The organism is Planobispora longispora (assembly GCF_016863135.1).
Classification (GTDB): domain Bacteria; phylum Actinomycetota; class Actinomycetes; order Streptosporangiales; family Streptosporangiaceae; genus Planobispora; species Planobispora longispora.
The window spans coordinates 78,758-99,397 of sequence record NZ_BOOH01000012.1 but is presented as its reverse complement, the minus strand read 5'-3'; the positions used below and the strand labels follow the sequence as shown (position 1 = coordinate 99,397).

Annotated in this window: 20 protein-coding genes; 6 read left to right on the top strand and 14 right to left on the bottom strand. The window is 72.0% G+C overall.

Annotation, left to right across the window (positions count from 1 at the left end; all coding sequences use genetic code 11):
• Nucleotides 1-124: 124 nt before the first annotated feature.
• Together Plo01_RS06400 and Plo01_RS06395 are read right to left on the bottom strand one after the other, a co-directional pair.
• Nucleotides 125-757: a response regulator gene (locus tag Plo01_RS06400; RefSeq protein ID WP_203889569.1), complete on the bottom strand. Its 633-nt coding sequence runs from the start codon at nucleotides 755-757 to the stop codon at nucleotides 125-127.
• The gene (locus tag Plo01_RS06395; RefSeq protein WP_203889568.1) at nucleotides 754-2,067 is read right to left on the bottom strand and encodes a histidine kinase; all 1,314 of its coding nucleotides are present in this window, start codon (nucleotides 2,065-2,067) and stop codon (nucleotides 754-756) included. Before Plo01_RS06395 ends, Plo01_RS06400 begins: the two co-directional genes overlap by 4 nt.
• A 129-nt stretch (nucleotides 2,068-2,196) precedes the next feature.
• Between Plo01_RS06395 and Plo01_RS06390 the strand changes: the two genes are divergently transcribed.
• From Plo01_RS06390 to Plo01_RS06380, 3 genes are all read left to right on the top strand, one after another.
• Nucleotides 2,197-3,381 (top strand): hypothetical protein, encoded by a 1,185-nt coding sequence (locus Plo01_RS06390; protein ID WP_203889567.1) that lies wholly within the window; start codon nucleotides 2,197-2,199, stop codon nucleotides 3,379-3,381.
• Between the two features lie 223 nt (nucleotides 3,382-3,604).
• A complete protein-coding gene (locus Plo01_RS06385) occupies nucleotides 3,605-4,375 on the top strand; it encodes an ABC transporter ATP-binding protein (RefSeq protein ID WP_203889566.1) in 771 nt (256 codons plus the stop codon).
• 1 nt (nucleotide 4,376) lies between these two features.
• Nucleotides 4,377-6,881: an ABC transporter permease gene (locus tag Plo01_RS06380; protein ID WP_203889565.1), complete on the top strand. Its 2,505-nt coding sequence runs from the start codon at nucleotides 4,377-4,379 to the stop codon at nucleotides 6,879-6,881.
• Nucleotides 6,882-6,916: 35 nt separating this feature from the next.
• Here Plo01_RS06380 and Plo01_RS06375 read toward each other — a convergent pair whose 3' ends face one another.
• From Plo01_RS06375 to Plo01_RS06365, 3 genes are all read right to left on the bottom strand, one after another.
• Complete coding sequence (locus Plo01_RS06375) at nucleotides 6,917-7,186, bottom strand: SUKH-4 family immunity protein (protein ID WP_203889564.1); 270 nt, start codon at nucleotides 7,184-7,186, stop codon at nucleotides 6,917-6,919.
• Nucleotides 7,183-7,890: a toxin glutamine deamidase domain-containing protein gene (locus Plo01_RS06370; protein WP_239315931.1), complete on the bottom strand. Its 708-nt coding sequence runs from the start codon at nucleotides 7,888-7,890 to the stop codon at nucleotides 7,183-7,185. The genes Plo01_RS06375 and Plo01_RS06370 overlap by 4 nt, the downstream gene beginning before the upstream one ends.
• 173 nt (nucleotides 7,891-8,063) lie before the next feature.
• Nucleotides 8,064-8,528: a MarR family winged helix-turn-helix transcriptional regulator gene (locus tag Plo01_RS06365; RefSeq protein WP_203889562.1), complete on the bottom strand. Its 465-nt coding sequence runs from the start codon at nucleotides 8,526-8,528 to the stop codon at nucleotides 8,064-8,066.
• Between the two features lie 97 nt (nucleotides 8,529-8,625).
• On the opposite strand from Plo01_RS06365, the gene Plo01_RS06360 reads away from it, so the two are divergent.
• Complete coding sequence (locus Plo01_RS06360; protein ID WP_203889561.1) at nucleotides 8,626-9,192, top strand: NADPH-dependent FMN reductase; 567 nt, start codon at nucleotides 8,626-8,628, stop codon at nucleotides 9,190-9,192.
• Nucleotides 9,193-9,247: 55 nt separating this feature from the next.
• On the opposite strand, the gene Plo01_RS06355 is transcribed toward Plo01_RS06360, so the two are convergent.
• Nucleotides 9,248-10,882 carry a molybdopterin-dependent oxidoreductase gene (locus Plo01_RS06355; RefSeq protein WP_203889560.1) on the bottom strand — a complete coding sequence of 545 codons (1,635 nt, stop codon included), beginning with the start codon at nucleotides 10,880-10,882 and terminating at the stop codon, nucleotides 9,248-9,250.
• A 176-nt stretch (nucleotides 10,883-11,058) separates the two neighbouring features.
• On the opposite strand from Plo01_RS06355, the gene Plo01_RS06350 reads away from it, so the two are divergent.
• Complete coding sequence (locus tag Plo01_RS06350) at nucleotides 11,059-12,459, top strand: 5'-nucleotidase C-terminal domain-containing protein (protein WP_203889559.1); 1,401 nt, start codon at nucleotides 11,059-11,061, stop codon at nucleotides 12,457-12,459.
• 111 nt (nucleotides 12,460-12,570) lie between these two features.
• Here the strand turns inward: Plo01_RS06350 and rdgB are convergent, their stop codons facing one another.
• The 5 genes from rdgB to Plo01_RS06325 form a co-directional block, all read right to left on the bottom strand.
• Nucleotides 12,571-13,197, bottom strand: coding sequence for an RdgB/HAM1 family non-canonical purine NTP pyrophosphatase (gene rdgB, locus Plo01_RS06345; RefSeq protein WP_203889558.1), 627 nt, complete (start codon nucleotides 13,195-13,197; stop codon nucleotides 12,571-12,573).
• Between the two features lie 55 nt (nucleotides 13,198-13,252).
• Entirely contained in the window at nucleotides 13,253-13,969 is a 717-nt protein-coding gene (rph, locus tag Plo01_RS06340; RefSeq protein ID WP_203889557.1) for a ribonuclease PH, read from the bottom strand.
• Between the two features lie 5 nt (nucleotides 13,970-13,974).
• Complete coding sequence (locus Plo01_RS06335) at nucleotides 13,975-14,727, bottom strand: MBL fold metallo-hydrolase (protein WP_203889556.1); 753 nt, start codon at nucleotides 14,725-14,727, stop codon at nucleotides 13,975-13,977.
• Nucleotides 14,728-14,841: 114 nt separating this feature from the next.
• Nucleotides 14,842-15,699, bottom strand: a complete 858-nt coding sequence (gene murI / locus Plo01_RS06330; RefSeq protein WP_239315929.1) for a glutamate racemase — start codon at nucleotides 15,697-15,699, stop codon at nucleotides 14,842-14,844.
• Nucleotides 15,700-15,864: 165 nt separating this feature from the next.
• Nucleotides 15,865-16,656 (bottom strand): thioesterase family protein, encoded by a 792-nt coding sequence (locus Plo01_RS06325; protein WP_203889555.1) that lies wholly within the window; start codon nucleotides 16,654-16,656, stop codon nucleotides 15,865-15,867.
• Between the two features lie 308 nt (nucleotides 16,657-16,964).
• Here Plo01_RS06325 and Plo01_RS06320 point away from each other — a divergent pair, with 308 nt between their 5' ends.
• The gene (locus tag Plo01_RS06320; RefSeq protein ID WP_203889554.1) at nucleotides 16,965-18,848 is read left to right on the top strand and encodes a DUF3352 domain-containing protein; all 1,884 of its coding nucleotides are present in this window, start codon (nucleotides 16,965-16,967) and stop codon (nucleotides 18,846-18,848) included.
• A 270-nt stretch (nucleotides 18,849-19,118) separates the two neighbouring features.
• Here the strand turns inward: Plo01_RS06320 and Plo01_RS06315 are convergent, their stop codons facing one another.
• The 3 genes from Plo01_RS06315 to Plo01_RS06305 all read right to left on the bottom strand — a co-directional run bounded on the left by Plo01_RS06315 (nucleotide 19,119) and on the right by Plo01_RS06305 (nucleotide 20,590).
• On the bottom strand, nucleotides 19,119-20,066 hold the full coding sequence (locus Plo01_RS06315) for a PLP-dependent cysteine synthase family protein (RefSeq protein ID WP_203889553.1): 948 nt from the start codon (nucleotides 20,064-20,066) through the stop codon (nucleotides 19,119-19,121).
• A gap of 23 nt (nucleotides 20,067-20,089) precedes the next feature.
• Nucleotides 20,090-20,368 (bottom strand): MoaD/ThiS family protein, encoded by a 279-nt coding sequence (locus tag Plo01_RS06310; protein WP_203889552.1) that lies wholly within the window; start codon nucleotides 20,366-20,368, stop codon nucleotides 20,090-20,092.
• Nucleotides 20,369-20,452: 84 nt separating this feature from the next.
• Complete coding sequence (locus tag Plo01_RS06305) at nucleotides 20,453-20,590, bottom strand: hypothetical protein (protein WP_203889551.1); 138 nt, start codon at nucleotides 20,588-20,590, stop codon at nucleotides 20,453-20,455.
• Between the last annotated feature and the right edge of the window lie 50 nt (nucleotides 20,591-20,640).

The window sequence follows — 20,640 nt, the reverse complement described above, 5'->3', positions numbered from 1 at the left end:
CCCAGAGCTGCGTCCCGGGGCCGTGCCCCGGGGGCATCGTCCGCCTACGTTCCGAGACCGCCTCCGGCTGCGTCCCGGGACGGGGCCTCGCGTCTTCCGGCGCCGTCGCCGTCCGGTTTCCCGGTCAGGCCATGTGGCCGGAGCTCCAGGCCCAGGCGGCGATGCCGACGCGGTTGGCCGCGCCGGTCTTGCGCTGGATGTTGGCGATGTGCGTCTTCACCGTGCCGGGGCTGATCACCAGTTCGGCGGCGATGTCGGCGTTCGTCCCGCCGCGCGCGACGAGGCGGGCGATCTCCAGTTCGCGGCCGGTGAGCGGTTCGGTGGGGGGCGGGCCGGATTCGGCGGGCATGCCCAGGCTGCGCAGGAGCCGGACGGTGATCTGGGGGCTGATCAGCGTGTCGCCGGCCATGGCGGCGCGGATGGCCTCGATGAGCAGGGTGGGGCCCGATCGTTTCAGCAGGAATCCGCAGGCTCCGTTGCGCAGCGCCGTGTGGACGTACTCGTCGAGGTCGAAGGTGGTCACCACGATGACCCGCGTCTCGGCCGCCAGGAGCCTGGTGACCTCCAGCCCGTCCAGGCGCGGCATGCGGATGTCGGCGAGCACGACGTCGGGACGGAGGTGGCGGGCCTGGTCGACCGCGCTCTGCCCGTCGGCGGCCTCGGCCACGACGGTCATGTCGGGCTGGGAGTCGAGGATGAGCCGGAAGCCGACGCGCACGTCCTCCTGGTCGTCGGCGAGGAGGATCCGGGTGGTCATGGCGTCGTCTCCACGGGCAGGGCGTCGGGTACGGTCACCGCGGGCGGGGCGGCGGTCGTGGCCGCGGGTACGGTCCCTGCACGCGGGGCGGCGGTCGTGGCCGTGGCCGCGGTCTCCCCGGGCAGGACGGCGGTCACGTGCCATCCGTCCCGGGTCGGGCCCGCCGTCAGGGAGCCGCCCAGGACCTCGACCCGCTCGGCCAGGCCGACCAGCCCGAACCCGCCCCGGCCCGATCCGCCGCCGCCGCCGCCGCCGAGAGATCTATCACCGACGGCGCCGCCCCTGCCGGATCCTCCAGCGAGGGAACCGCCGCTGGGGGAACCGCCCCGGCCGGATCCGCCGCTGAGGGAAGCGCCGTCATCCGGTCCGCCTCCGCCCGATCCGTCCTTGTCGGCCGATCCGTACTGTCCGCCGCCGTCGTCGGCGATCCGTACCCGTACGGCCCCGTCCTCCGCGGTGACCGCGACGGCCACGCGGGTCGCCGCCCGGGCGTGCCTGCGCACGTTGGTGAGCGCCTCGGTCACCACGCGGTAGACGGTGGCGGAGGCCTCGCGGGGCAGGTCCAGGCCGGGCACCATGGTGAGGTCGGCCGGTGGCGAGAATTCGCCGACCAGGTTCTCCAGGCTTTCGACGCCGGGCAGGCGGTGGTCGTCACGGTCGTCGTCATGGCGGCCCGGCCGATCGTGGAGCATCTCCACGGTCCTGTCCATGGAGGCCATCGCCCGCTGGCCGGCCTCCTCGATGCGGCGCAGCGCGTCGGCGACCGGGGGCGGCAGCGGGCCGGACACCATGCGGGCGGCCTGCGCCTGGACGAGGATGCCGCTGATGTCGTGGGCGACGTAGTCGTGCAGGTCTCGGGCGACCGCGAGGCGCTGTGCCCGTCTGGCCTCGGCCACCGCCCGGCGCCTGACGCCGTCGAGCGAGCGCAGGTAGAGACCGGTCCCGGCCGCGGCGATCGAGAGGAGGGACCACCCCGCGCACCCTCCGATCATCAGGGACGGCTCACCGGGCCACATGGCGCGCACGAGCATCAGGGGGACCGCCGCGCCGGGCAGTCCCGCCGAGACGACGGCCCGGCGGGCGGGTGCGCGCCGGGCCGCCAGCATGACGAGCACGAGCAGCGGGGGTGTCTCGGCCATCATCCAGAGGCCGGCGTCGGCCTGCCGGCCCAGCAGCGGGTAGGAGGCGGTGACCGCGATCGACGCGGTCCCCGCCGCCTCCGCCGCCCGCGTGACGGGCACTCGCGGTGCGAAGGCGGCGGCGAGCGCGGCCAGAGCGGCCAGCGCCGGCAGAGCCTCGATCACATCCATGATCCTGACTGTAGAGGGAGGGGTCGCGGGGCGGATCCGCCGAACGGCAGATCGGGGACGACGGCGGGCGCGCGGGATCCGCCGAACGGCAGATGGGCCGCGCACCCGTCCCCGGCCCACGCTGGACCCATGGACACGACACCCATGGACACGGCATCCGGGAACGCGACGCCCGGTGGTGCGGCACCCGGGGACACGAGGCCGGGGAACACGACACTCACGGATACGACGGCCGGGAGTCCTACGACGGCCGGGGGTGCGGCGATCACCCGGACGACGGCCCGCTGGCCCCGGTGGGCGGCCTACGCGGCGGGATTCTGGTCGTTCTTGTACGGCGGGCTCGGGCTCTGGTGGGCGCTGGGCGGGCGGGGGTTCCCCTTCGGTGAGGGCGACGTCCCCGACGCCCGGTACGAGTCGCTGCTCGGTTCCGCGACGGCGGCGGGGACCGCGCCCGTCATCGCGGCGCTGGGGGGCGCGGGCGCGGTGCTGGCGCTGGTTCTGGCGAGGGTACGGCTGCGCGGCCCGCTGCGGGTCGTGGCGCTGGCCCTGGCGTGGGCCGCCGCCTTCACCCTGGTCGTGCTCGTCCCCGACCAGCGGGGCCTGGTCGCGCTGGCCTATGCGCCGATCTTCCTCGTCGGGCTGCCCTGGGGCTGGCCCGATGCGGACTACTTCGCGACCGCGCTGCCGTGGCCGGTGCTGAATCTGCTGATCTGCACGGCCGGCGGGGTGCTGTGGGCGGCCGCGGCGCTGGCGTTCCAGCGGCGTACCGGTGACCGCTGCGAGAGCTGCGGCCGTTCGCATGACAGGGCTCCGTCCTGGACGGACCCGGCTTCGGCGGCGCGCTGGGGCGGCCGGGCGGCCTATGTCGCCTTCGTCATCCCGCTCTTCTACGCCGTGGTGCGGTGGGCGTGGGCGCTGGAGATCCCGCTGCTGTTCTCCGCGGAGGAGCTGCGCTGGCTGCACGAGTCGGGGCTGGTCTGGGCCGGGGCGGGGCTGGCGACGCTGGCCGCGCTCGGCGGTGTGCTCACGCTCGGGCTGGCGCAGCGCTGGGGCGAGGTCTGGCCGCGCTGGGTGATCGGGCTGGCCGGCCGGCCGGTGCCCCTCATGTTCCCGGTCGTCTTCGCCTCGGTGGTCACGGTCGCCCTGGCGTCGGCCGGCGCCACCGCCGCGCGCGTCACCGACTGGACGGACCCGGCCGACTGGCTGGCCAGCCCGATGGCGTACTGGCCGCTCTGGGCGATGGCTCTCGGCGCCGCCACCGTCGGCTACTACCTGCGCAGGCGGGACAGGTGCCGCCGGTGCGGGCTGCTCTGACCCGCGGCCGATCCGGTGCGCTTCGGCCGATCCACCCCACTGTCGTCGTGGGGCGGGTCGGCCAAAGGGATGAGGGGGAGCTACCTCGCTGGTCTCACGGTTCCCACGGGACCGGCCCTTCGGGTGAGGAGAAGTCCGTCCACGAGTCCGATGGATCGCGTTTTGCCTGGCAATAGCGTTTTCAGAGTCAGAAGAGCGGATCTGTTCTCGAGGAGAGATCGACGTGACCATCACCGGAGAGGTCGGCGCGTGGAACGCGCGGGGGAACTCGGCGCCCGCCGTGGTCGCCAGGGGGCTGACCAAGGTCTACGGCCAGGGGGACGCGGCCGTGCACGCCCTCCGGGGGGTGGACATCGCCTTCGCCACCGGGGCCTTCACCGCGATCATGGGTCCGTCGGGGTCCGGGAAGTCGACGCTGATGCACTGCCTGGCCGGGCTGGACACGGTCACCGGCGGGCAGGTGCACATCGGCGACGTGGAGTTGACCGGGCTCAACGACAAGCAGCTCACCCTGCTGCGCCGGGAGCGGATCGGCTTCATCTTCCAGGCGTTCAACCTGCTGCCGACGCTGACGGCCGAGCAGAACATCCGGCTCCCGCTGGAGATCTCCGGCCGTCAGGCCGACCAGGTGCTGTTCGACCGGGTCGTGGAGACGGTGGGGCTGCGCGACCGGCTGGCGCACAGGCCGACCGAGCTGTCGGGCGGTCAGCAGCAGCGGGTGGCGGTGGCGCGGGCGCTGATCAGCAAGCCGCAGGTCATCTTCGCCGACGAGCCGACCGGGAACCTGGACTCGCGCAGCGGCGCCGAGGTGCTGTCGTTCCTGCGGACGTCGGTGCGGGAGCTGGGCCAGACGATCGTGATGGTCACCCACGACCCGGTCGCGGCGGCGTACGCGGACCGGGTGGTCTTCCTCCGGGACGGCCTGCTGGTCGACGAGCTGGTGCAGCCGACCCCGCAGTCGGTGCTCGACACCCTGATGAAGCTGGAGGCCTGAGTTGCTGAAGACGACTCTCGCCGGGTTGCGGGCGCACAAGCTGCGCCTGCTGCTCACCTCCCTGGCCATCACGCTGGGGGTGGGCTTCATCGCGGGCACGTTCGTGCTCACCGACACCATCGAGGCGGGCTTCTCCCGGAAGTTCGCCGCCGCGGCGGACAAGATCGACGTCGCGGTGCTGCCCGGGAAGAAGGACGAGCCCATCGTCCCGAGGGACCTGCTGGAGAAGATCCGCGCGGTCGAGGGCGTGGCGGACGCCCAGGGCGTCGTGCGGGGGTCGGCGCCGCTGATCGGCAAGGACGGCAAGGCGGTGGGCGACTACCCGACCGCGGCCGTCTCGATCCCGCGGGGCAGGCTCAACCGGACCGAGATCACCAGCGGTACGGCGCCGGCGAAGCCGGCGGAGGCCGTACTGGACGCCAACACCGCCAAGACGCGCGGGTTCGCGATCGGTGACACCATCACGGTGCTGGACTCCGAGAACGCCAAGCACGAGTTCACCCTGGTCGGGCTGTTCGACGTCGGGATCGACCAGGAGCTGGCCTACTACGGGGCGGTCGGCTTCACCGTCGAGACGGCGACGGAGATGACCGGCGAGAAGGGCTTCCAGGAGATCGACGTGGCCGCCGCCGAGGGCGTGTCGGCCGAGACGCTGCGCGGCTCCGTCGCCGCGGCCGTGGGCTCCGCGGCGGAGGTCAAGACCGGCAAGAGCCACGCCGCGGACCTCGCCAAGGCCAACGGCGCGGACACCAAGATCCTGACGCTGGGCCTGCTGCTGTTCGGCTTCGTCGCGATGTTCGTCGCGGCGCTGGTCATCTACAACACGTTCAACATCCTCGTCGCCCAGCGGACCCGGGAGATGGCGCTGCTGCGCTGCATCGGGGCCACCCGCAAGCAGGTGTTCGGCTCCGTCGTGCTGGAGTCCGCGGTGGTCGGGCTGCTCTCCTCGGTGCTCGGCCTGCTGACCGGACTGGGGCTGGGGGCCGGCGCGCTGGCGCTGCTCGGCCGGACCGGGCTGGAGGTCCCCACCGACGGTGTGGCGCTGGCGCCGCGCACGATCGCCGTCGGCATGGTGCTGGGCGTCGTGGTCACCGTGGTGGCGGCGCTGCTGCCGGCCCGGGCGGCCACCAGGGTCGCGCCGATCGCCGCGCTGCGCTCGCAGGTGGAGGAGCACACCTTCCGGACCGGGGTGCTGCGGATGGTGTTCGCCGGCCTGTTCCTGGCGGCCGGGGCGGGCGTGACGGCCTTCGCGGTGGCCACGGGCCCCGGCGAGGCCTCGCTCTTCATGTCCATGGCCGGCGGCGCCGTCACCTTCCTGGGGGTGCTGATCCTCGGACCGGTGATGGTCAAGCCGCTCAGCGCGGTCGCCGGGTGGGTGCCGCGCAGGCTCTTCGGGGTGCCCGGCAAGCTGGCGGTGGACAACTCCCGCCGCAACCCCAAGCGGTCGGCGACCACGACCGTGGCGCTCACCGTCGGCGTGACGCTGATGACGCTGATCTCGGTGCTCACCTCGACGATGCGCACCACCTACGGCGCCAAGCTCGACGAGCAGTTCCCGGTCGACTACATGGTCCAGGTGCAGGGCGACGAGGGCAGTTTCCCGCGTGCCCTGGCCGAGGACCTGCGGACCCGGCCCGAGCTGGCCTCGGTGGTGGCGCTGCGCCGCACCGACGCGAAGGCCGGCGCCCAGGGGGCCGAGTTCGAGGTCGGCACGTTCACCCCCGCCGCGGGGTTCAGCCCGGAGGCCACGACCGGCTCCTTCGGCGATCTGAAGGCCGGCACGGTGGCCGTCGGCGACGAGGCCGCCAAGGCTCTGGGCGTCAAGGTCGGGGACGCGCTCCCGCTGACGACCACGGAGGGCGGCGAGGTACGGCTCACCGTGGTGGCCCTCTTCCCCCAGGCCAACGCGCTGATCCCCGAGGTGACCGTCCCGCACGGAGATTTCGACCGCTACTTCGGCGCGCTCGACGACGGCGCGATCTTCGCCAACGTCAAGGACGGCGTGGCCGAGGAGAACGCGCGCAAGGCGGTGGAGGCGGCGGCGCAGCCGTACCCGACGGCGATGGTCATCAGCTCCACCGAGCTGCGGGGCGAGTTCGACGAGGCGCTCGACATGATGCTGATGATCATCACGGGCCTGCTCGGCCTGGCGGTCCTCATCTCGCTGCTGGGCATCGCCAACACGCTCTCGCTCTCGGTCCACGAGCGCACCCGCGAGTCGGCCCTGCTGCGGGCGCTGGGGCTGACCCGGCCGCAGCTGCGCCGGATGTTGTCGGTCGAGGCCCTGGTGCTGGGCGTCATCGGCGCCCTGGTCGGGGTGGTGCTCGGCACGGTGTTCGGCTGGGCGGCGACGAACACGATGACCACCGGCGTGATCTTCCAGCTCCCGGTCGTGCAGGTGGTGGCGTTCGTGGCGCTGTCCGGCCTGGCCGGGGTGGTGGCCGCGGTGCTGCCCGCGCGCAGGGCGGCCCGCGCCTCCATCGTCGACTCGCTGGCCACCGGCTGATCCGCACGGGACCGCGACCGGCGGCCGGGGCGCCCCTATCGGGGGCGGCGCCCCGGCCACTGGTCGGCGACGGTCTCGGGGTTGAGGAGGGGGCGGACCGCGACCTCTCCGCTGGCCTTGTCGATCACGATGCACGCGGAGCCGACGGTGTCGGGCAGCGCGGCGGGGTCGTCGGGCTCGAAGTCCCTGGACCAGGCGACGTAGCCCTCCTTGAAGGCGTAGATTCCGACCTCCAGGGCGGAGTCGAGGGGGCGGACGCCGTTGAAGTATTCCTCCGCCACGGCCCTCGCCTGCTCGAGTTTCACAGCCGGCCCCCCTCCCGATCGATGATCACGGCGAAGATCCCGGTCACGGATTCGTACGGCGGCTCGACCGCCATGTGGCCCCGCTGGGCGTCGATCCAGATCACCTCGCCGCCGGAGTTGACGGCGTTCCAGGCGTGACTGCCGCCGCTGGGCCAGCGGGTGACGAGGAGCGCGGCGGAGCCGTGCCCGCCGGCCAGGAGACGCTGGGCGACGAGGGTGTAGGCGTGGCGGCCCTGGCCGATGTGCTGCAGGCGGTGCCCCAGCCAGCGTTCGGCCCGCGCCGGGCCGCCGGTCTCGCCGGTGAGCAGCGGTTTCCCGATCCGGTCGTATTCGGGGTAGCGGGGCGCGGCCGCGGTCGGCGCGCCGTACCAGGTGGCGAGGGTGGCCAGCGCGCAGTCCACGGCGTTGGTCGCGCGGAACGGGTCGTCCGCCACGCCGGACCCGTTGACCAGCCTGATCCACATGCCCCGCGGGTCGGGGAAGCGCCGCGGCGCTCCCCGGTCGTCGACCGGCACGGCTCGCTCGATGTCCGCCTGCGCCTGCGGCTCCGGTCGTGCCAGGCCGCCGGGCATGCCGTACGGCCGGCACCGGTCGAGACCCGGAGGCCGCCACGGCCCCCGCTCGGGTTCCCGGGGCGCGGCCACGACCACCGAGGCCGGAACTTCCAGCTCGAAGTCGCGCCAGCGTTTCCCGTCCGAGGTCACGACCGGGTTGTAGCCCCCCGCAGGCCGAAACCATCGCGTCACACGAATCCCCCCTTGCCCATCCGTGCCGCACCTCGATGGTAGGGCGCTCACCTGCGCGGCGCCGGGAGTTGACCAGATCGGGAAGCTGCTGTCCTCCGGGGGAGGGCGGGGCCGGCCGGGGGCGGCCGGCGTCAGTCGCCGTCTTCGCCGAGATGGCGCAGGACGATCTCGGCGATATCGCCGAGAACCTCGATCTGTTCTCCGCTCAGCAGGTCGATCAGGTGGCGGCGGACGGATTCGACGTGGCCGGGGGCGGCCTCCTCGATGGCGCGCATGCCGTCGTCGGTGAGGACGATGACCGAGCCGCGGGCGTCGGTGGCGCATTCCTCCCGGGTGACGAGGCCGCGTTCCTCCATCCGGCTGATGTGGCGGGACAGGCGGCTCTTGGACCACAACATGCGGTCGGCGAGGGCCTGCAGGCGCCAGCGGCGGTCGGCGCTGGAGCTGAGCGCGGACAGGACGTCGTAGTCGGGGTCCGACAGGCCCGAGTCGCGGCTGAGGTCACGGGCGATCCGGGCGTCCAGGAGCAGGCGCATGCGGCGGTAGCCGAGCCAGGCCCGGAATTCGCGTTCGTCCAGCCATCGCGGGTCGGTCATGGGGACAGCCTAGCTGTTTGTTGACATGTAACCAATCTGGCGGCACACTCTGTTTACACGTCAACGTTTACACGTAAACAACTTTTGGAGGCGCGCCATGCCGCTGCTCAAGGTCATCGTCGCCAGCACCCGGCCCGGCCGGATCGGGCGGAACATCGGCGACTGGTTCACCGGCCACGCCGCCGGGCACGGCGGCTTCGACGTGGAGCTCGCCGACCTGGCCGAGATCGGGCTGCCGTTCCTGGACGAGCCCGAGCACCCGTCCAAGCGCGAGTACGTCCATCAGCACACCAAGGACTGGAGCGCCGCGATCGACCCCGCGGACGCGTTCGTGTTCGTCATGCCGGAGTACAACTACGGGTTCAACGCGCCGCTGAAGAACGCCATCGACTTCCTCTACCACGAGTGGCGCTACAAGCCGGTCGGGTTCGTCAGCTACGGCGGCATGTCCGGCGGCCTGCGCGCCGTCCAGATGATCAAGCAGGTGGTGACCACCCTGCGCATGGTCCCGGCGGGCGAGGCGGTGACCGTCTTCACCCGCCAGAGCGTGGATCCCGACGGCCGGCTGGTCCCCGACGCCGGCCTGACCGCCGCCGCGACCGGGATGCTGGACGAGCTCGGACGGCTCGCCGAGGCGATGTCCGCGATGCGGGCCCGCGCCTGACCGGCCCGGCGATTCGGTGGTTCAGGCGGTCAGGCGGTTCAGGCGGTTCGGCGGTTCAGGCGACGGTGACCTCGACGGTGTGCCAGCCGGTGGCGCCGTCGGGAGCGACCGCGGTGACCTCGGAGGTCTGGGTGTAGCCGGTGGCGTCGGTGGCCCGCACCTGGATGGTGTGCGTGCCCGGGACGGCGTCCCAGTCGTCGAGCACCCACTGGCGCCAGGTGTCGGCCGTGGGGGCCTCCGCGAGTCTGGCCTGCCGCCACTCCCCCCGGTCGACCCGGACCTCGACCGCGTCCACCCCCTTGTGCTGCGCCCAGGCCACACCGGCGATCACCGTACGGCCCGGCCGGAGGCTCGCCCCGGACTTCGGCAGGTCGATGCGCGACTGCGTCTTGATCGGCCCCTTGGCCGCCCACCCCCTGGGCGTCCAGTAGGCCTGGTCCCGGTCGAACCGGGTGACCTTGATCTCCGTCACCCACTTGGTCGCCGAGACGTATCCGTACAGGCCGGGCACGACCTGCCGGGCGGGGAAGCCGTGGTCGACGGGGAGCGCCTCGCCGTTCATCGCGATCGCCAGGAGGGAGTCCCGGCCGTCCATCACGACGTCCAGCGGAGTGCCGCAGGTCCAGCCGTCGGCGGAGACGCTCAGAAGCATGTCGGCGTCCTTGCGGACGCCCGCCTCGCGCAGGACGTCGGACAGGCGGGCGCCGAGCCAGCGGGCGTTGCCGACGTACGGCCCGCCGACCTCGTTGGACACGCAGCACAGGGTGACGTCGGCCTCCACCAGCGGCCGCTTGACCAGGTCGGCGAAGGTCAGCTCGATCGGCCGGTCCACCATGCCGTGGATCCTCAGGGTCCAGTCGCCGGGGTCGACCTGGGGGACGATGAGGGCGGTGTCCACCCGGTAGAAGTCCCGGTTGGGGGTGAAGAACGGCGACAGCCCCTTGATCTTGAGGTCGCTCCCGGCGGGAACCGGCCCGGCCGGGGCCGCGGGCGTCGGCAGCGCCAGCCCGACGCGCGCCGCGTCCACCTCCGCGCCTCCGGACAGCAGCCGCCCCGCCGCACCGGCGACCCCGGCCACGGCCACCCCGCCGAGCAGGCCGGTCAGCAGCCCGCGCCGGTCGAAGGAGCGGAGGTCCTCCCCGGCCCGCATGACCGACGGCCTCAGCACGTGATCCGGCTCTTCCGCTCCGGCGGCGGGCCGGCGCTCCGGTGCTCCGCCGGTGGGCGGGCGGGGGGAATCCGAGCCGGAGGCGAGGGCGCGGCGGGTGAGCCGGGAAAGTGCCACCATGCCGGCGGCGACGCCCGCGAGAACCGGGAGGGTGTCGGCCAGTCCGGCTCCGGGACGGGTCAGCGCGGCCGCGACGCCGATCGCACCGAGGACCGCCAGGCCCGCATGGCCGTACCGGAGATCGCGGGAGGCCAGGATCCCGATCCCGGCGGCGAGGGCGGCGAGGACCACGGAGACGCCCGAGAGCAGGACGATCTTGTCGGCCTCGCCGAAGGTCCGGATGGCCCACTCCTTCAACCAGGAAGGGGACAGATCGACGGCGCTGTCGCCGACCACGAGGACGGGAAAGGCCGAGGCCTTCACCAGACCGGCGACCAGCCATGACACCCCGAGCGCCACCGCCCCCGCGACCAGCCCGACCAGCGCCGCGGCCCACGCGGGCACGCGCCTGTAGCTCTCCATGCCCCAGACGCTACGCCCACCGGGGCGCCGAGGTTCTTACGCGCCGATTACGCCGGCCGGACCCGCTGATCGAACGCGCCGGCCGGCCCCGGGCGCGTTTGTCGGAGCGGACTGATATTGATCATCCGGTCAAGATCCAAGAGATGCGTCATCCGAGATGACATGAGAGGAATCCCGTGAAGTTACTGACTGGGGCAGGACGCCGGATCGGTGCGGCGGTGGCCGCCGCCGTCCTGGCCTCCGGCGCCTTCGCCCCGGGAGCGCAGGCCGCTCCGAAACCGGTCGTCTTCGGTACGGCCGCCGCCTCGCCGAAGACCCACACCGGCGCCTGCCCGACGACAGTGACGCTGTCCACCACGGTGAAGGTCAAGGCGCCGGTGGCGCTGAAGTACGTCTGGACCTTCAGCGACGGGGACAGGACCCGCGTCAAGACCTACCGGGTCGGCGGCAGGGGCCTCAAGACCGTCCGGCTGTCCACGTCGGTCGAGGTGACCGGCGACGCCCGCGGCTGGGGCGCGGTCCGCCTGACCAGCCCGGTGAAGAAGACGTCCGGGAAGGCCGCGTTCGCCGTCACCTGCACCGGCGACGAGGGGATCACGGGCGACACGTGGGACAGCGTGACCACCTCCGCCACGGGCGCCGGCGTCCCGGAGGACCCGGCCGCGCCGCCTCCCACCGGCCAGGACGACAACGATCCGGCGCGGAACCCGGTGCGGAAGGTCGCCATCGCCTTCGAACGGACCACCGCCGTGAAGTGCCCGGTGACCTTCAAGGTCCACGGCTACTTCGAGGGGCTCCCCGCCGGCGCGCAGACCGTCCGGTACCGCCTCGTCGGCGCCCAGGAGTGGAAGACCGTCAACGTTCCGGCCGACCACGGGGACGTCTTCTCCACCGTGCTGGAGACGATCGACTGGGACTGGGAGACGGGCAAGACCTCGGTCCGGGTCGAGATCGACCAGCCGAACCGGCTCACGTCCAACGTCATCTACTACTTCCAGTGCGGCCCGCCGCGCACCGGGACGTCGATCGGCGTCGTCGCCGAGGACATCGTGCGGACCGACATGGGCGGCCCGCTGGCCGAACTGATCGCCGACGCCTATCTGGAAGCGGTCCGGACCGTCTCCGGCGCGCAGGTCGCCCTCGTCAGCAGGAAGTCGATCAGCATGCCCGGCGCGGAGCTGAAGGCGGGCGGGGTCACTTTCTCGCAGGTGTGGGGTGTCCAGTCCAGCGGGGTCGCCGTCGACGTCCGCTCGATGACCGGCGCGCAGCTCAAGCAGCTGCTGGGGCACGCGAATCCGCAGATCGGGGCGTTGACCCCCTCGGCCTCGCTCCGCTACACGGTGACCGGCGGGGTGGTCACCGAGATCACATTGAACGGCGCTCCGGTGTCCGACACCCAGGTGATCAAAGTCGCGGCCACCTACATCCTGATGGGCGGCTGGGAGGGCTTCCCCCAGTGGACGGGGACCACCAGGGTGGCCACCAGCGGACCGGACAACACGGGAGCGCTGGCGGCGTACATCGCCAACCACTCGCCGGTCCCCGCGCCGAAGGGCGATCGCGTCACCATCCGCTGAGCCGTCACCGTCCGATGAGCCCCAGCCGCGCGAACCCGTCGATCGGGCATGACGCCAGGGTGCCTGGTCGGTGAGGCGGTGGCCGGGCGGAACGTGTTCCGCCCGGCCGGGTCAGCCGAGCGCCTCGGCCAGGATCGGGACGAGCGCGCGGAAGGCGCGCCCCCGGTGGCTGACGGCGTCTTTCTCGGCGGGCGTCATCTCGGCGGTCGTCCGGGTCTCGCCCTCCGGGACGAAGATCGGGTCGTAGCCGAAGCCGCCGGTGCCGCGCGGGGCGTCGATGATCACGCCGCGGAGCGCGCCCTCGGCCACCCGCTCCTCCCCCGAGGGCAGGGCCAGCGCCGCCGCGCACGCGAAGTGCGCCCCGCGATGCCCCTCGGGCACGTCGGAGACCTGGGCGAGCAGCAGGTCCAGGTTGGCCTTGTCGTCGCCGTGGGTGCCGGACCAGCGGGCCGAGAAGATGCCCGGCATGCCGTTCAGCGCGTCGACGCACAGCCCGGAGTCGTCGGCGATCGCGGGCAGGCCCGACTCGCGGGCGACCGCGTGCGCCTTCAGCAGGGCGTTCTCGGCGAAGGTCAGACCGGTCTCGGGAACGTCGCCGATCTGCGGGAACTCCTCCAGGCCCACGATCTCCACCGGCACCGCGGCGTCGGCCAGGATGCGGCGGAGCTCGGTGATCTTCCCGCTGTTCCTCGTCGCCAGGACGACCCGGGCGCGCGCCGCACCGCTCCGCTCGCTCACGCGCCCTCCCCCTCCGGCCACGTCCGCGCCGCCGTCGTGCCCACGGCTCGCTCGCTCACGTCAGCGCCTCCTTCTGCAGGCGGGTCAGCTCGGCGCAGCCGGCGATGCCGAGGTCGAGCAGCTGGTCGAGCGCGCCCCGGTTGAACGGCTTGCCCTCGGCGGTGCCCTGGACCTCGACGAACTCGCCGGAGCCGGTCATCACGACGTTCATGTCCGTCTCGGCGGCGACGTCCTCGGTGTAGCAGAGGTCGAGCAGCGGGGTGGAGCCGACCACCCCGACCGACACGGCCGCGACCGAGCCGATCAGGGGGTCGCCCTTGCACATCTTCCGCTCGCGCATCCAGCGGACCGCGTCGACCAGCGCGACGTACGCGCCGGTGATGGCGGCGGTGCGGGTGCCGCCGTCGGCCTGGAGCACGTCGCAGTCGATCAGGACGGAGTTCTCGCCCATGAGCTTGTAGTCGACGCAGGCCCGCAGGGAGCGGCCGATCAGGCGGGAGATCTCGTGCGTCCGGCCGCCGATCTTGCCGCGCACCGACTCGCGGTCGTTACGGGTGTTGGTGGCCCGCGGCAACATGGCGTACTCGGCGGTCACCCAGCCCTGGCCGCTGCCCTTGCGCCAGCGCGGCACGTTGTCCTGCACCGAGGCGGCGCACAGCACCTTGGTGCCGCCGAACTCGATGAGCACCGAACCCTCGGCGTGGGCGAGCCAGCCCCGGGTGATGGTCACCGGGCGGAGTTGATCGGGAGTACGTCCGTCTGCACGAGCCATGGGAATCACCCTAGGTCATACACCGCCCCGCTCCGCGCCAGCTCGACGCGCCCGTCGAAACCGCCCCGGGAGGCCTCTTCGAGGATCCGGTCCTTGTCGTACCAGGGGACGAGATGGGTCAGCACCAGGGTGTCCGCGACCGCCTTGGCGGCGTGCTCGGCGGCCTGCCGGCCGTTCAGGTGCAGGTTGGGCGGGAGGTCCGGATCGTCGAGATAGGAGGCCTCGCACAACATCACGTCGGCTCCGGCCGCCAGCCTGACCAGTTCGGCGGACTCCCCGGTGTCACCGGAGTAGGCCACCGAGCGGTCGCCGTGGGAGATCCGGAACCCGTACGTCTCGACGGGGTGGTTCACCCGGCCGGCGGTCACCGCGAAGGGGCCGATCTCGAAGACGCCGGGCGTGAGCCGTACGAAGTCGAAGGCCGTCTCCAGGCCCGGCTCCTCGGGCATGCCGTAGGCGGCGGCCAGGCGGCGGGAGGCGTCGGCGGGCGCGTAGACCGGGATCTTCCCGAACGGGCCGTCCGGGGAGTAGGTGCGCACCACGTGGTAGGGGCACAGGTCGAGGCAGTGGTCGGCGTGCAGGTGGGACAGGCAGATGGCGTCCACGTCGTAGAGGCCGATGTGCCGCTGGAGCGTGCCCAGGGATCCGCTGCCGAAGTCCATCAGCATGCGGAAGCCCTCGGCCTCCAGCAGGTAGCAGGATGAGGGACTGTCCGGACCGGGGAAGCTTCCCGAGCACCCGATGATCGTTAATTTCACGGCGGCCTCCTGTTCGGTGCGACGCTGCGCGTCGCTATCGGGCGCTGGTGCCCCCGCGCCCTGTTGTACGTATGGCGCTACGCCTCGGCTCGCCCCCTCGCGGCCGAGGCGGGATCACGGGCGCTGCCCGTTGCCCGCGGCGCCTCCCACCGCCACGGGTCCCGCCGGCTCCGCGAGCTCCGCGAGCTCCGCGAGCTCGACCGCCTGGATCTCCGGACCGAGGAACCTCCGGCCCAGCTGGGCGAAGAGGCTGGTCTCCCCGGTGGCGCGGAACCTGTGCCGGGGCGTGCCGGGGGTGGCGGCCAGGCCTCGGTCGTGCAGGATCCGGAAGACGTCCTTGGCGGTCTCGTCCGCGCTGGACACCAGAGTGACGCCGTCTCCGGCCACGTAGGAGATCGCTCCGGCGAGCAGCGGATAGTGGGTGCAGCCCAGGATGAGCGTGTCGCAGCCGTCGCCCAGGATGGGCTCCAGATAGTCGCGGATGACGTCGATGAGCTCGTCGCTCATCGTCTCGCCGCGCTCGACGAACTCCACCAGCCGGGGTGCGGCCACCCCGGTCAGGCAGACGTCGGGCGCGGCGGCGAAGGCGTCCTGGTAGGCCATCGACTCGATGGTGGCCCTGGTCCCGATCACCCCGACCCGGCCGTTGCGGGTGGCCCGCACGGCCCGGCGGGTCGCCGGCTGGATCACCTCCACGACCGGCACGTCGTAGCGTTCCCGAGCGTCGCGGAGCACCGCCGAGCTCGCGCTGTTGCACGCGATCACCAGCATCTTGACGTCGTGCTCGACGAGGTGATCCATCACCTCCAAGGCGTAGGACCGCACCTGCGCGATGGACTTGGGCCCGTACGGCTGCCGCGCGGTGTCGGCCACGTAGAAGATCGATTCGCTGGGATGCTGATCGATGATCGCCCTGGCCACCGTGAGGCCGCCCACACCACTGTCAAAGATTCCGATACTCGCTTGCGACACGGTTCCCAAGGGTAGGCGACCTGGGAAGAACGCTCACGGTAAGAATCCTCACAACTCCTGTTGCGCCGATCACATGCCATGGCGTCACTGTGGTGACGGGGTCCGGACTGCGGTGACGGGGTCCGGACTGCGGTGACGGCCCCCGGCGGGCGGGGGCCGCGGAACTCAGCCCCGGCCGACGCGGGCGAGCTGGCGGGACTGGGCGACGAGCCGGCCGGCGGAGTCCCAGACCTCGACCTCCTCGTCGAACCAGCCGTCGCTGATCATCCGGCCGCTGCCCAGGAGGGTGAGCCAGCCGGGGGCGGGCAGCGCGCGCAGGTGCCAGGTGAGGTCCACGGTCGGGGCCCAGCCGCGGGCTCCGGCGGAGAAGACCACCGGCGGCAGCGCGTCCACCGCCAGGGCCAGGATGTAGGGGTCGGGATCCTGCGGCTCGGCCATCCGGAAGTAGGCGCGGCCCTCGGGACGGCCGCTGGGGTCGCCGGCCAGCCAGCCGATGGTGGGCGGGTCGAACGCCATGTCGATCTGGGCGTTGAACGTCATGTTCGACTCGGGCTTGGGGTCGGGCAGCTTGACGCAGTCCTCGATGGGCGGCATGGCGGCCGACGGCCCGTCCGTCCACTCGGGGGCCACGTCGGCGAGGGTGGCGGTGGTGACGAGGGTCTCGATGAAGGGCTTGTCGCCCTGGATGAGGGTGGCGCGGGTCATCGTCGCGGTGCGACCGGTCTTGATCTGCTCCAGCCGCACCCGGCCCGGTCCCGGCTGGGGCGCGCGCAGGAACTGCGCGCTGGTGGTCACCGGGTGCTCGTGCGGGGAGGCGTCCACGACGGCGCGCAGGATCACGGCCATCAGGTACCCGCCGTTGAGCGGTCCGCCGATCGAGTAGCCGGGGTCAAGGCACACGTCGTAGGTGGTCTCGTCCACCCGGATCGCCTGCGTCGCCTCGTCGAACTTCGTCATCTGCTCCCCACTAGCTCAAGCCGCCCGGCGGCCGGGAGGACTGCGGCGCCGTACGGCCTCCGCGCCCTCCTGCCTGGCCCCGGATCCGGGCATGTCTCCGGAACACCGTACCGAATCTTATTCTAGTAGTTAGACTTTACCCCTCATTACCCTTCCGAGGTGGTATGCGCCACATATCCTCATGAGGGCTAGAAGCAGGGGCGATTCCCCATTAGACGTCCCAAGCGCACAGTTAGTTCGTTGCAAGTCGTTCGCTAGAAACATGCACTAGCTTCTCCTTATCCGCGAAGTCCACATTGTGAGTGAGCATGTCTGCCAACAATCCCCCCGACCAGTTCCCCCCGCCGGGCCCGCAGCCCGACCGGACGATCGCTTACCGTCGGAACGAGGGTGCGCAGCAGCACGACCAGCCGCACACCCAGGCCTACCCCCAGCCGGGGGCCTATCCGTCCCAGGGTGGCGGCTACCCGCAGGGTCAGCCGGGCTACCCCCAGCAGGGCGGACACCAGCAGGCGCAGCAGCCGTACGGCCAGCAGCAGGGCTATGGCCAGCAGGCCCAGCAGCCCTACGGCCAGCAGCAGGCGTACGGCCAGCAGGCGTATGGTCAGCAGTACGGCCAGCAGCAGAACTACGGCCAGCAGGCCCAGCAGCCCTACGGCCAGCAGCAGGCGTACGGCCAGCAGGCCTACAACCAGCAGCCCGGATGGCAGCAGCAGGGCCCCGACTTCCTGGGTTCGGCGCAGCCCGCCGCGCCCCGCCGCAAGGGCGGCAAGGGCTGGGTCATCGCCGTGGTCTCGGCCCTCGTGGTGGCTCTGCTGGGCGGCGGCGGATACTACGCGGTCAACCTGCTGAGCGGTGGCGGCACCCAGCCTGACCAGGTGCTCCCCGGCACCGCCTTCGGCTACGCCCGGATCGACCTCGACCCGGCCGCGAACCAGAAGCTGGCGCTGTACGAGATCGCCAAGAAGTTCACCGTCACCAAGGACTCCTTCACCGGCGACGACCCCCGCAAGTCCTTCTTCGACATGGTCAAGAAGGACAGCCAGGACCTCAGCAAGGTGGACTACGCCGCCGACATCGAGCCGTGGCTCGGCTCCCGCGTCGGCGCGGCCTTCCTCCCGCCGGCCAAGGGCGGCGAGCAGCCCGGCGTCGTCGTGGCCGTCCAGGTCACCGACCAGGAGAAGGCCAAGGCCGGGATCGCCAAGCTGATGGGCGAGGAGAAGTACGGCATCGCGTTCCGCGAGGACTACGCGCTGATCACCCCGACCCAGGCCGAGGCCGACCAGGCCGTCACCGCCGCGCCGCTGTCGGAGAACGCCAACTTCACCGCCGACCAGAGCGACCTCGGCGAGCCCGGCGTCCTGTCCCTCTGGATGGACGCGGGCAAGGTCGCGGAGCTCGTCCCCGACCTGGCCAGCCAGGACCCGGCGACCCTCGCCAAGATCAAGAACGTCCGCGTGGCCGCGGCGCTCCGCTTCGACGGCAACTACGTCGAGATCGCCGGCGTCACCCGTGGCGCGCAGGACCTCGGCATGGGCGACGCCGAGCCCTCCCAGATCGGCAACCTCCCGGCCTCCACCGCCGCGGCGGTCTCCGTCTCCGGACTCGGCGAGGCGATCAGCAAGCAGTGGGCCGAGCTGACGAAGATGGCCGGTCAGGGCGGCGACCAGACCTTCCAGCAGTTCGTCGACCAGGCCCAGCAGAAGTACGGCCTGGCGCTCCCCGCCGACCTGCAGACCCTGCTCGGCACCAACCTCACCCTGGCCCTGGACTCCAACGGCCTCGACGGCAACGCGCCCAAGTTCGGCGCGCGGATCGCCACCGACCCGGCCAAGGCCCAGGAGGTCGTCGGCAAGATCGAGAAGTTCCTCGCCGACAGCGGGACCAGCGTCCCGCAGATCGCCAAGGTGCCCGGTGACGGCGTCCTCGTCCTGGCCAGCGACCAGGGCTACGCCGCCGAGCTCGCCAAGGACGGCAGCCTGGCCGACAACGAGACCTTCCAGCTCGCGATCCCGAACGCCGGCGACGCCAGCTTCGCGGCCTTCGTCGACCTCGACAAGATCGAGAAGTTCTACCTGGAAGGCCTCCAGGGCGACGAGAAGGCCAACCTCCAGGTCCTGCGCGCCGTCGGCATCAGCGGCTCCCAGGACGGCGGCAACGCGGACTTCTCCCTGCGGGTGCTGTTCAACTGACCGACGGGTCCCGGGTCCCGGCTGACCGGCAGGACCCGGAACGACAGAAAGAGGGCGGGCGCCCCGGTGGGGCGCCCGCCCTCTTTCTGTTCGTGCGGGTGTTCTCCGTTCGCACGAGGTTCGCGCGGGTGTTCTCCGTTCGCACGAGGTTCGCGCGGGCGCTCCGTTCACACGGATGGCGCACGGACCGAGTGCACCCGCGGATCCGTTCGCGCGGGTCGCGCCGGATCCGGCGGAGAGGCCGGAGGGGCACGGGCCGGCGCCGGGCCCTCAGGCCCAGAGCTGGCCTTCCAACCGCTCCTCGGCCTCGTCCAGGGTGCCCTCGTAGGCGCCGGTCGACAGGTACTTCCACCCGCCGTCCGCCACCACGAACACGATGTCGGCCCGCTCTCCGGCCTTGACCGCCTTGGCCGCCATGCCGAGAGCGGCGTGCAGCGCGGCCCCGGTGGAGACGCCGGCGAAGATGCCCTCGGCGGCCAGCAGCTCTCTCGTCCTGCGCAGGGCGTCCCCGGAGGAGACGGAGAAGCGCGTGGTCAGCACCTCGGGGTCGTAGAGCTCGGGGATGAACCCCTCGTCCACGTTGCGCAGGCCGTACACCAGCTCGCCGTAGCGCGGCTCGGCCGCGACGATCTTGACGTCGGGGAGCTGCTCGCGCAGGAACCGGCCGACGCCCATCAGGGTGCCGGTGGTGCCGAGGCCGGCCACGAAGTGGGTGACCGTCGGCAGGTCCGCCAGGATCTCCGGGCCGGTCGTCTCGTAGTGCGAGCGCCAGTTGGCCGGGTTGCCGTACTGGTAGAGCATCACCCAGGACGGGTTCTCGGCGGCGAGGCCCTTGGCGACCCGGACGGCCTCGTTGGAACCGCCCGCCGCCGGGGAGGAGATGATCTCGGCTCCCCACATGCGCAGCAGCTGACGGCGCTCCTCGGAGGTGTTCTCCGGCATCACGCAGATCAGCTTGTAACCCTTGAGCTTGGCGGACATCGCCAGCGAGATGCCGGTGTTGCCGCTGGTGGGCTCCAGGATCGTGCAGCCGGGCCGGAGCAGCCCGTCCTTCTCGGCCTGCTCGATCATCCACAGCGCGGGCCGGTCCTTGATCGACCCGGTCGGGTTGCGGTCCTCGAGCTTGGCCCAGACCCGCACGTCCTCCGACGGCGAGAGGCGGGGCAGGCCGACCAGGGGGGTGCGGCCGACCGAGTCGATCAGCGATTCGAAACGCATGGGGAAATGGTCTCCGCGCCCTGTCAGCGGGAGCCGCCGGCCACGGCGGGCAGGACGGTGACGGTGTCGCCGTCGGACAGCGGGGTCTCCAGACCGCCGAGGAAGCGGACGTCCTCGTCGTTCAGGTAGACGTTCACGAAGCGGCGCAGCGCGCCCTGGTCGACCAGCCGGGCCTGCAGGCCCGGGTGGCGGGACTCCAGGTCGCCGATCAGCTCCTGCAGCGTGGCGCCCTGGGCGTCCACGGCCTTCGCGCCGTCGGTGTAGGGGCGCAGGATGGTCGGAATGCGAACCTCGATGGCCATCGCGAGTCAGTCTCCTTGTGTCGTCGGGGGATCGCCCACCGGATCAGAACACCGGGGGCGTGGGGAGGATTCCAGGACCGTCGGTCAGCGACAGTCGTAGACGACGGAGAAGGGAGTGTGCCCGAACAGGAAGTTCTGCACGGGTGCGAGACCGGCCCGCCGGACCCGCGATCCGGGACGCGCGCACGCGACGTCCTCGAAGGTCGGATCGGAGGTCTGCATGGTGGTCAGTTTACCCAACGGGATTCTTGCCTCTCACGGCCGTATCACGT

Excerpts from the sequence above, each read along its gene's own strand:
- Plo01_RS06305 (WP_203889551.1), bottom strand. The coding sequence starts at position 20,590 with ATGCAGACCTCCGATCCGACCTTCGAGGACGTCGCGTGCGCGCGTCCC.
- Plo01_RS06320 (WP_203889554.1), top strand. The coding sequence starts at position 16,965 with ATGTCTGCCAACAATCCCCCCGACCAGTTCCCCCCGCCGGGCCCGCAG.
- Plo01_RS06400 (WP_203889569.1), bottom strand. The coding sequence starts at position 757 with ATGACCACCCGGATCCTCCTCGCCGACGACCAGGAGGACGTGCGCGTC.
- Plo01_RS06310 (WP_203889552.1), bottom strand. The coding sequence starts at position 20,368 with ATGGCCATCGAGGTTCGCATTCCGACCATCCTGCGCCCCTACACCGAC.
- Plo01_RS06395 (WP_203889568.1), bottom strand. The coding sequence starts at position 2,067 with ATGGATGTGATCGAGGCTCTGCCGGCGCTGGCCGCTCTGGCCGCGCTC.
- Plo01_RS06315 (WP_203889553.1), bottom strand. The coding sequence starts at position 20,066 with ATGCGTTTCGAATCGCTGATCGACTCGGTCGGCCGCACCCCCCTGGTC.
- rph (WP_203889557.1), bottom strand. The coding sequence starts at position 13,969 with ATGGCTCGTGCAGACGGACGTACTCCCGATCAACTCCGCCCGGTGACC.
- Plo01_RS06355 (WP_203889560.1), bottom strand. The coding sequence starts at position 10,882 with ATGGAGAGCTACAGGCGCGTGCCCGCGTGGGCCGCGGCGCTGGTCGGG.
- Plo01_RS06390 (WP_203889567.1), top strand. The coding sequence starts at position 2,197 with ATGGACACGACACCCATGGACACGGCATCCGGGAACGCGACGCCCGGT.
- Plo01_RS06360 (WP_203889561.1), top strand. The coding sequence starts at position 8,626 with ATGCCGCTGCTCAAGGTCATCGTCGCCAGCACCCGGCCCGGCCGGATC.
- Plo01_RS06325 (WP_203889555.1), bottom strand. The coding sequence starts at position 16,656 with ATGACGAAGTTCGACGAGGCGACGCAGGCGATCCGGGTGGACGAGACC.
- Plo01_RS06365 (WP_203889562.1), bottom strand. The coding sequence starts at position 8,528 with ATGACCGACCCGCGATGGCTGGACGAACGCGAATTCCGGGCCTGGCTC.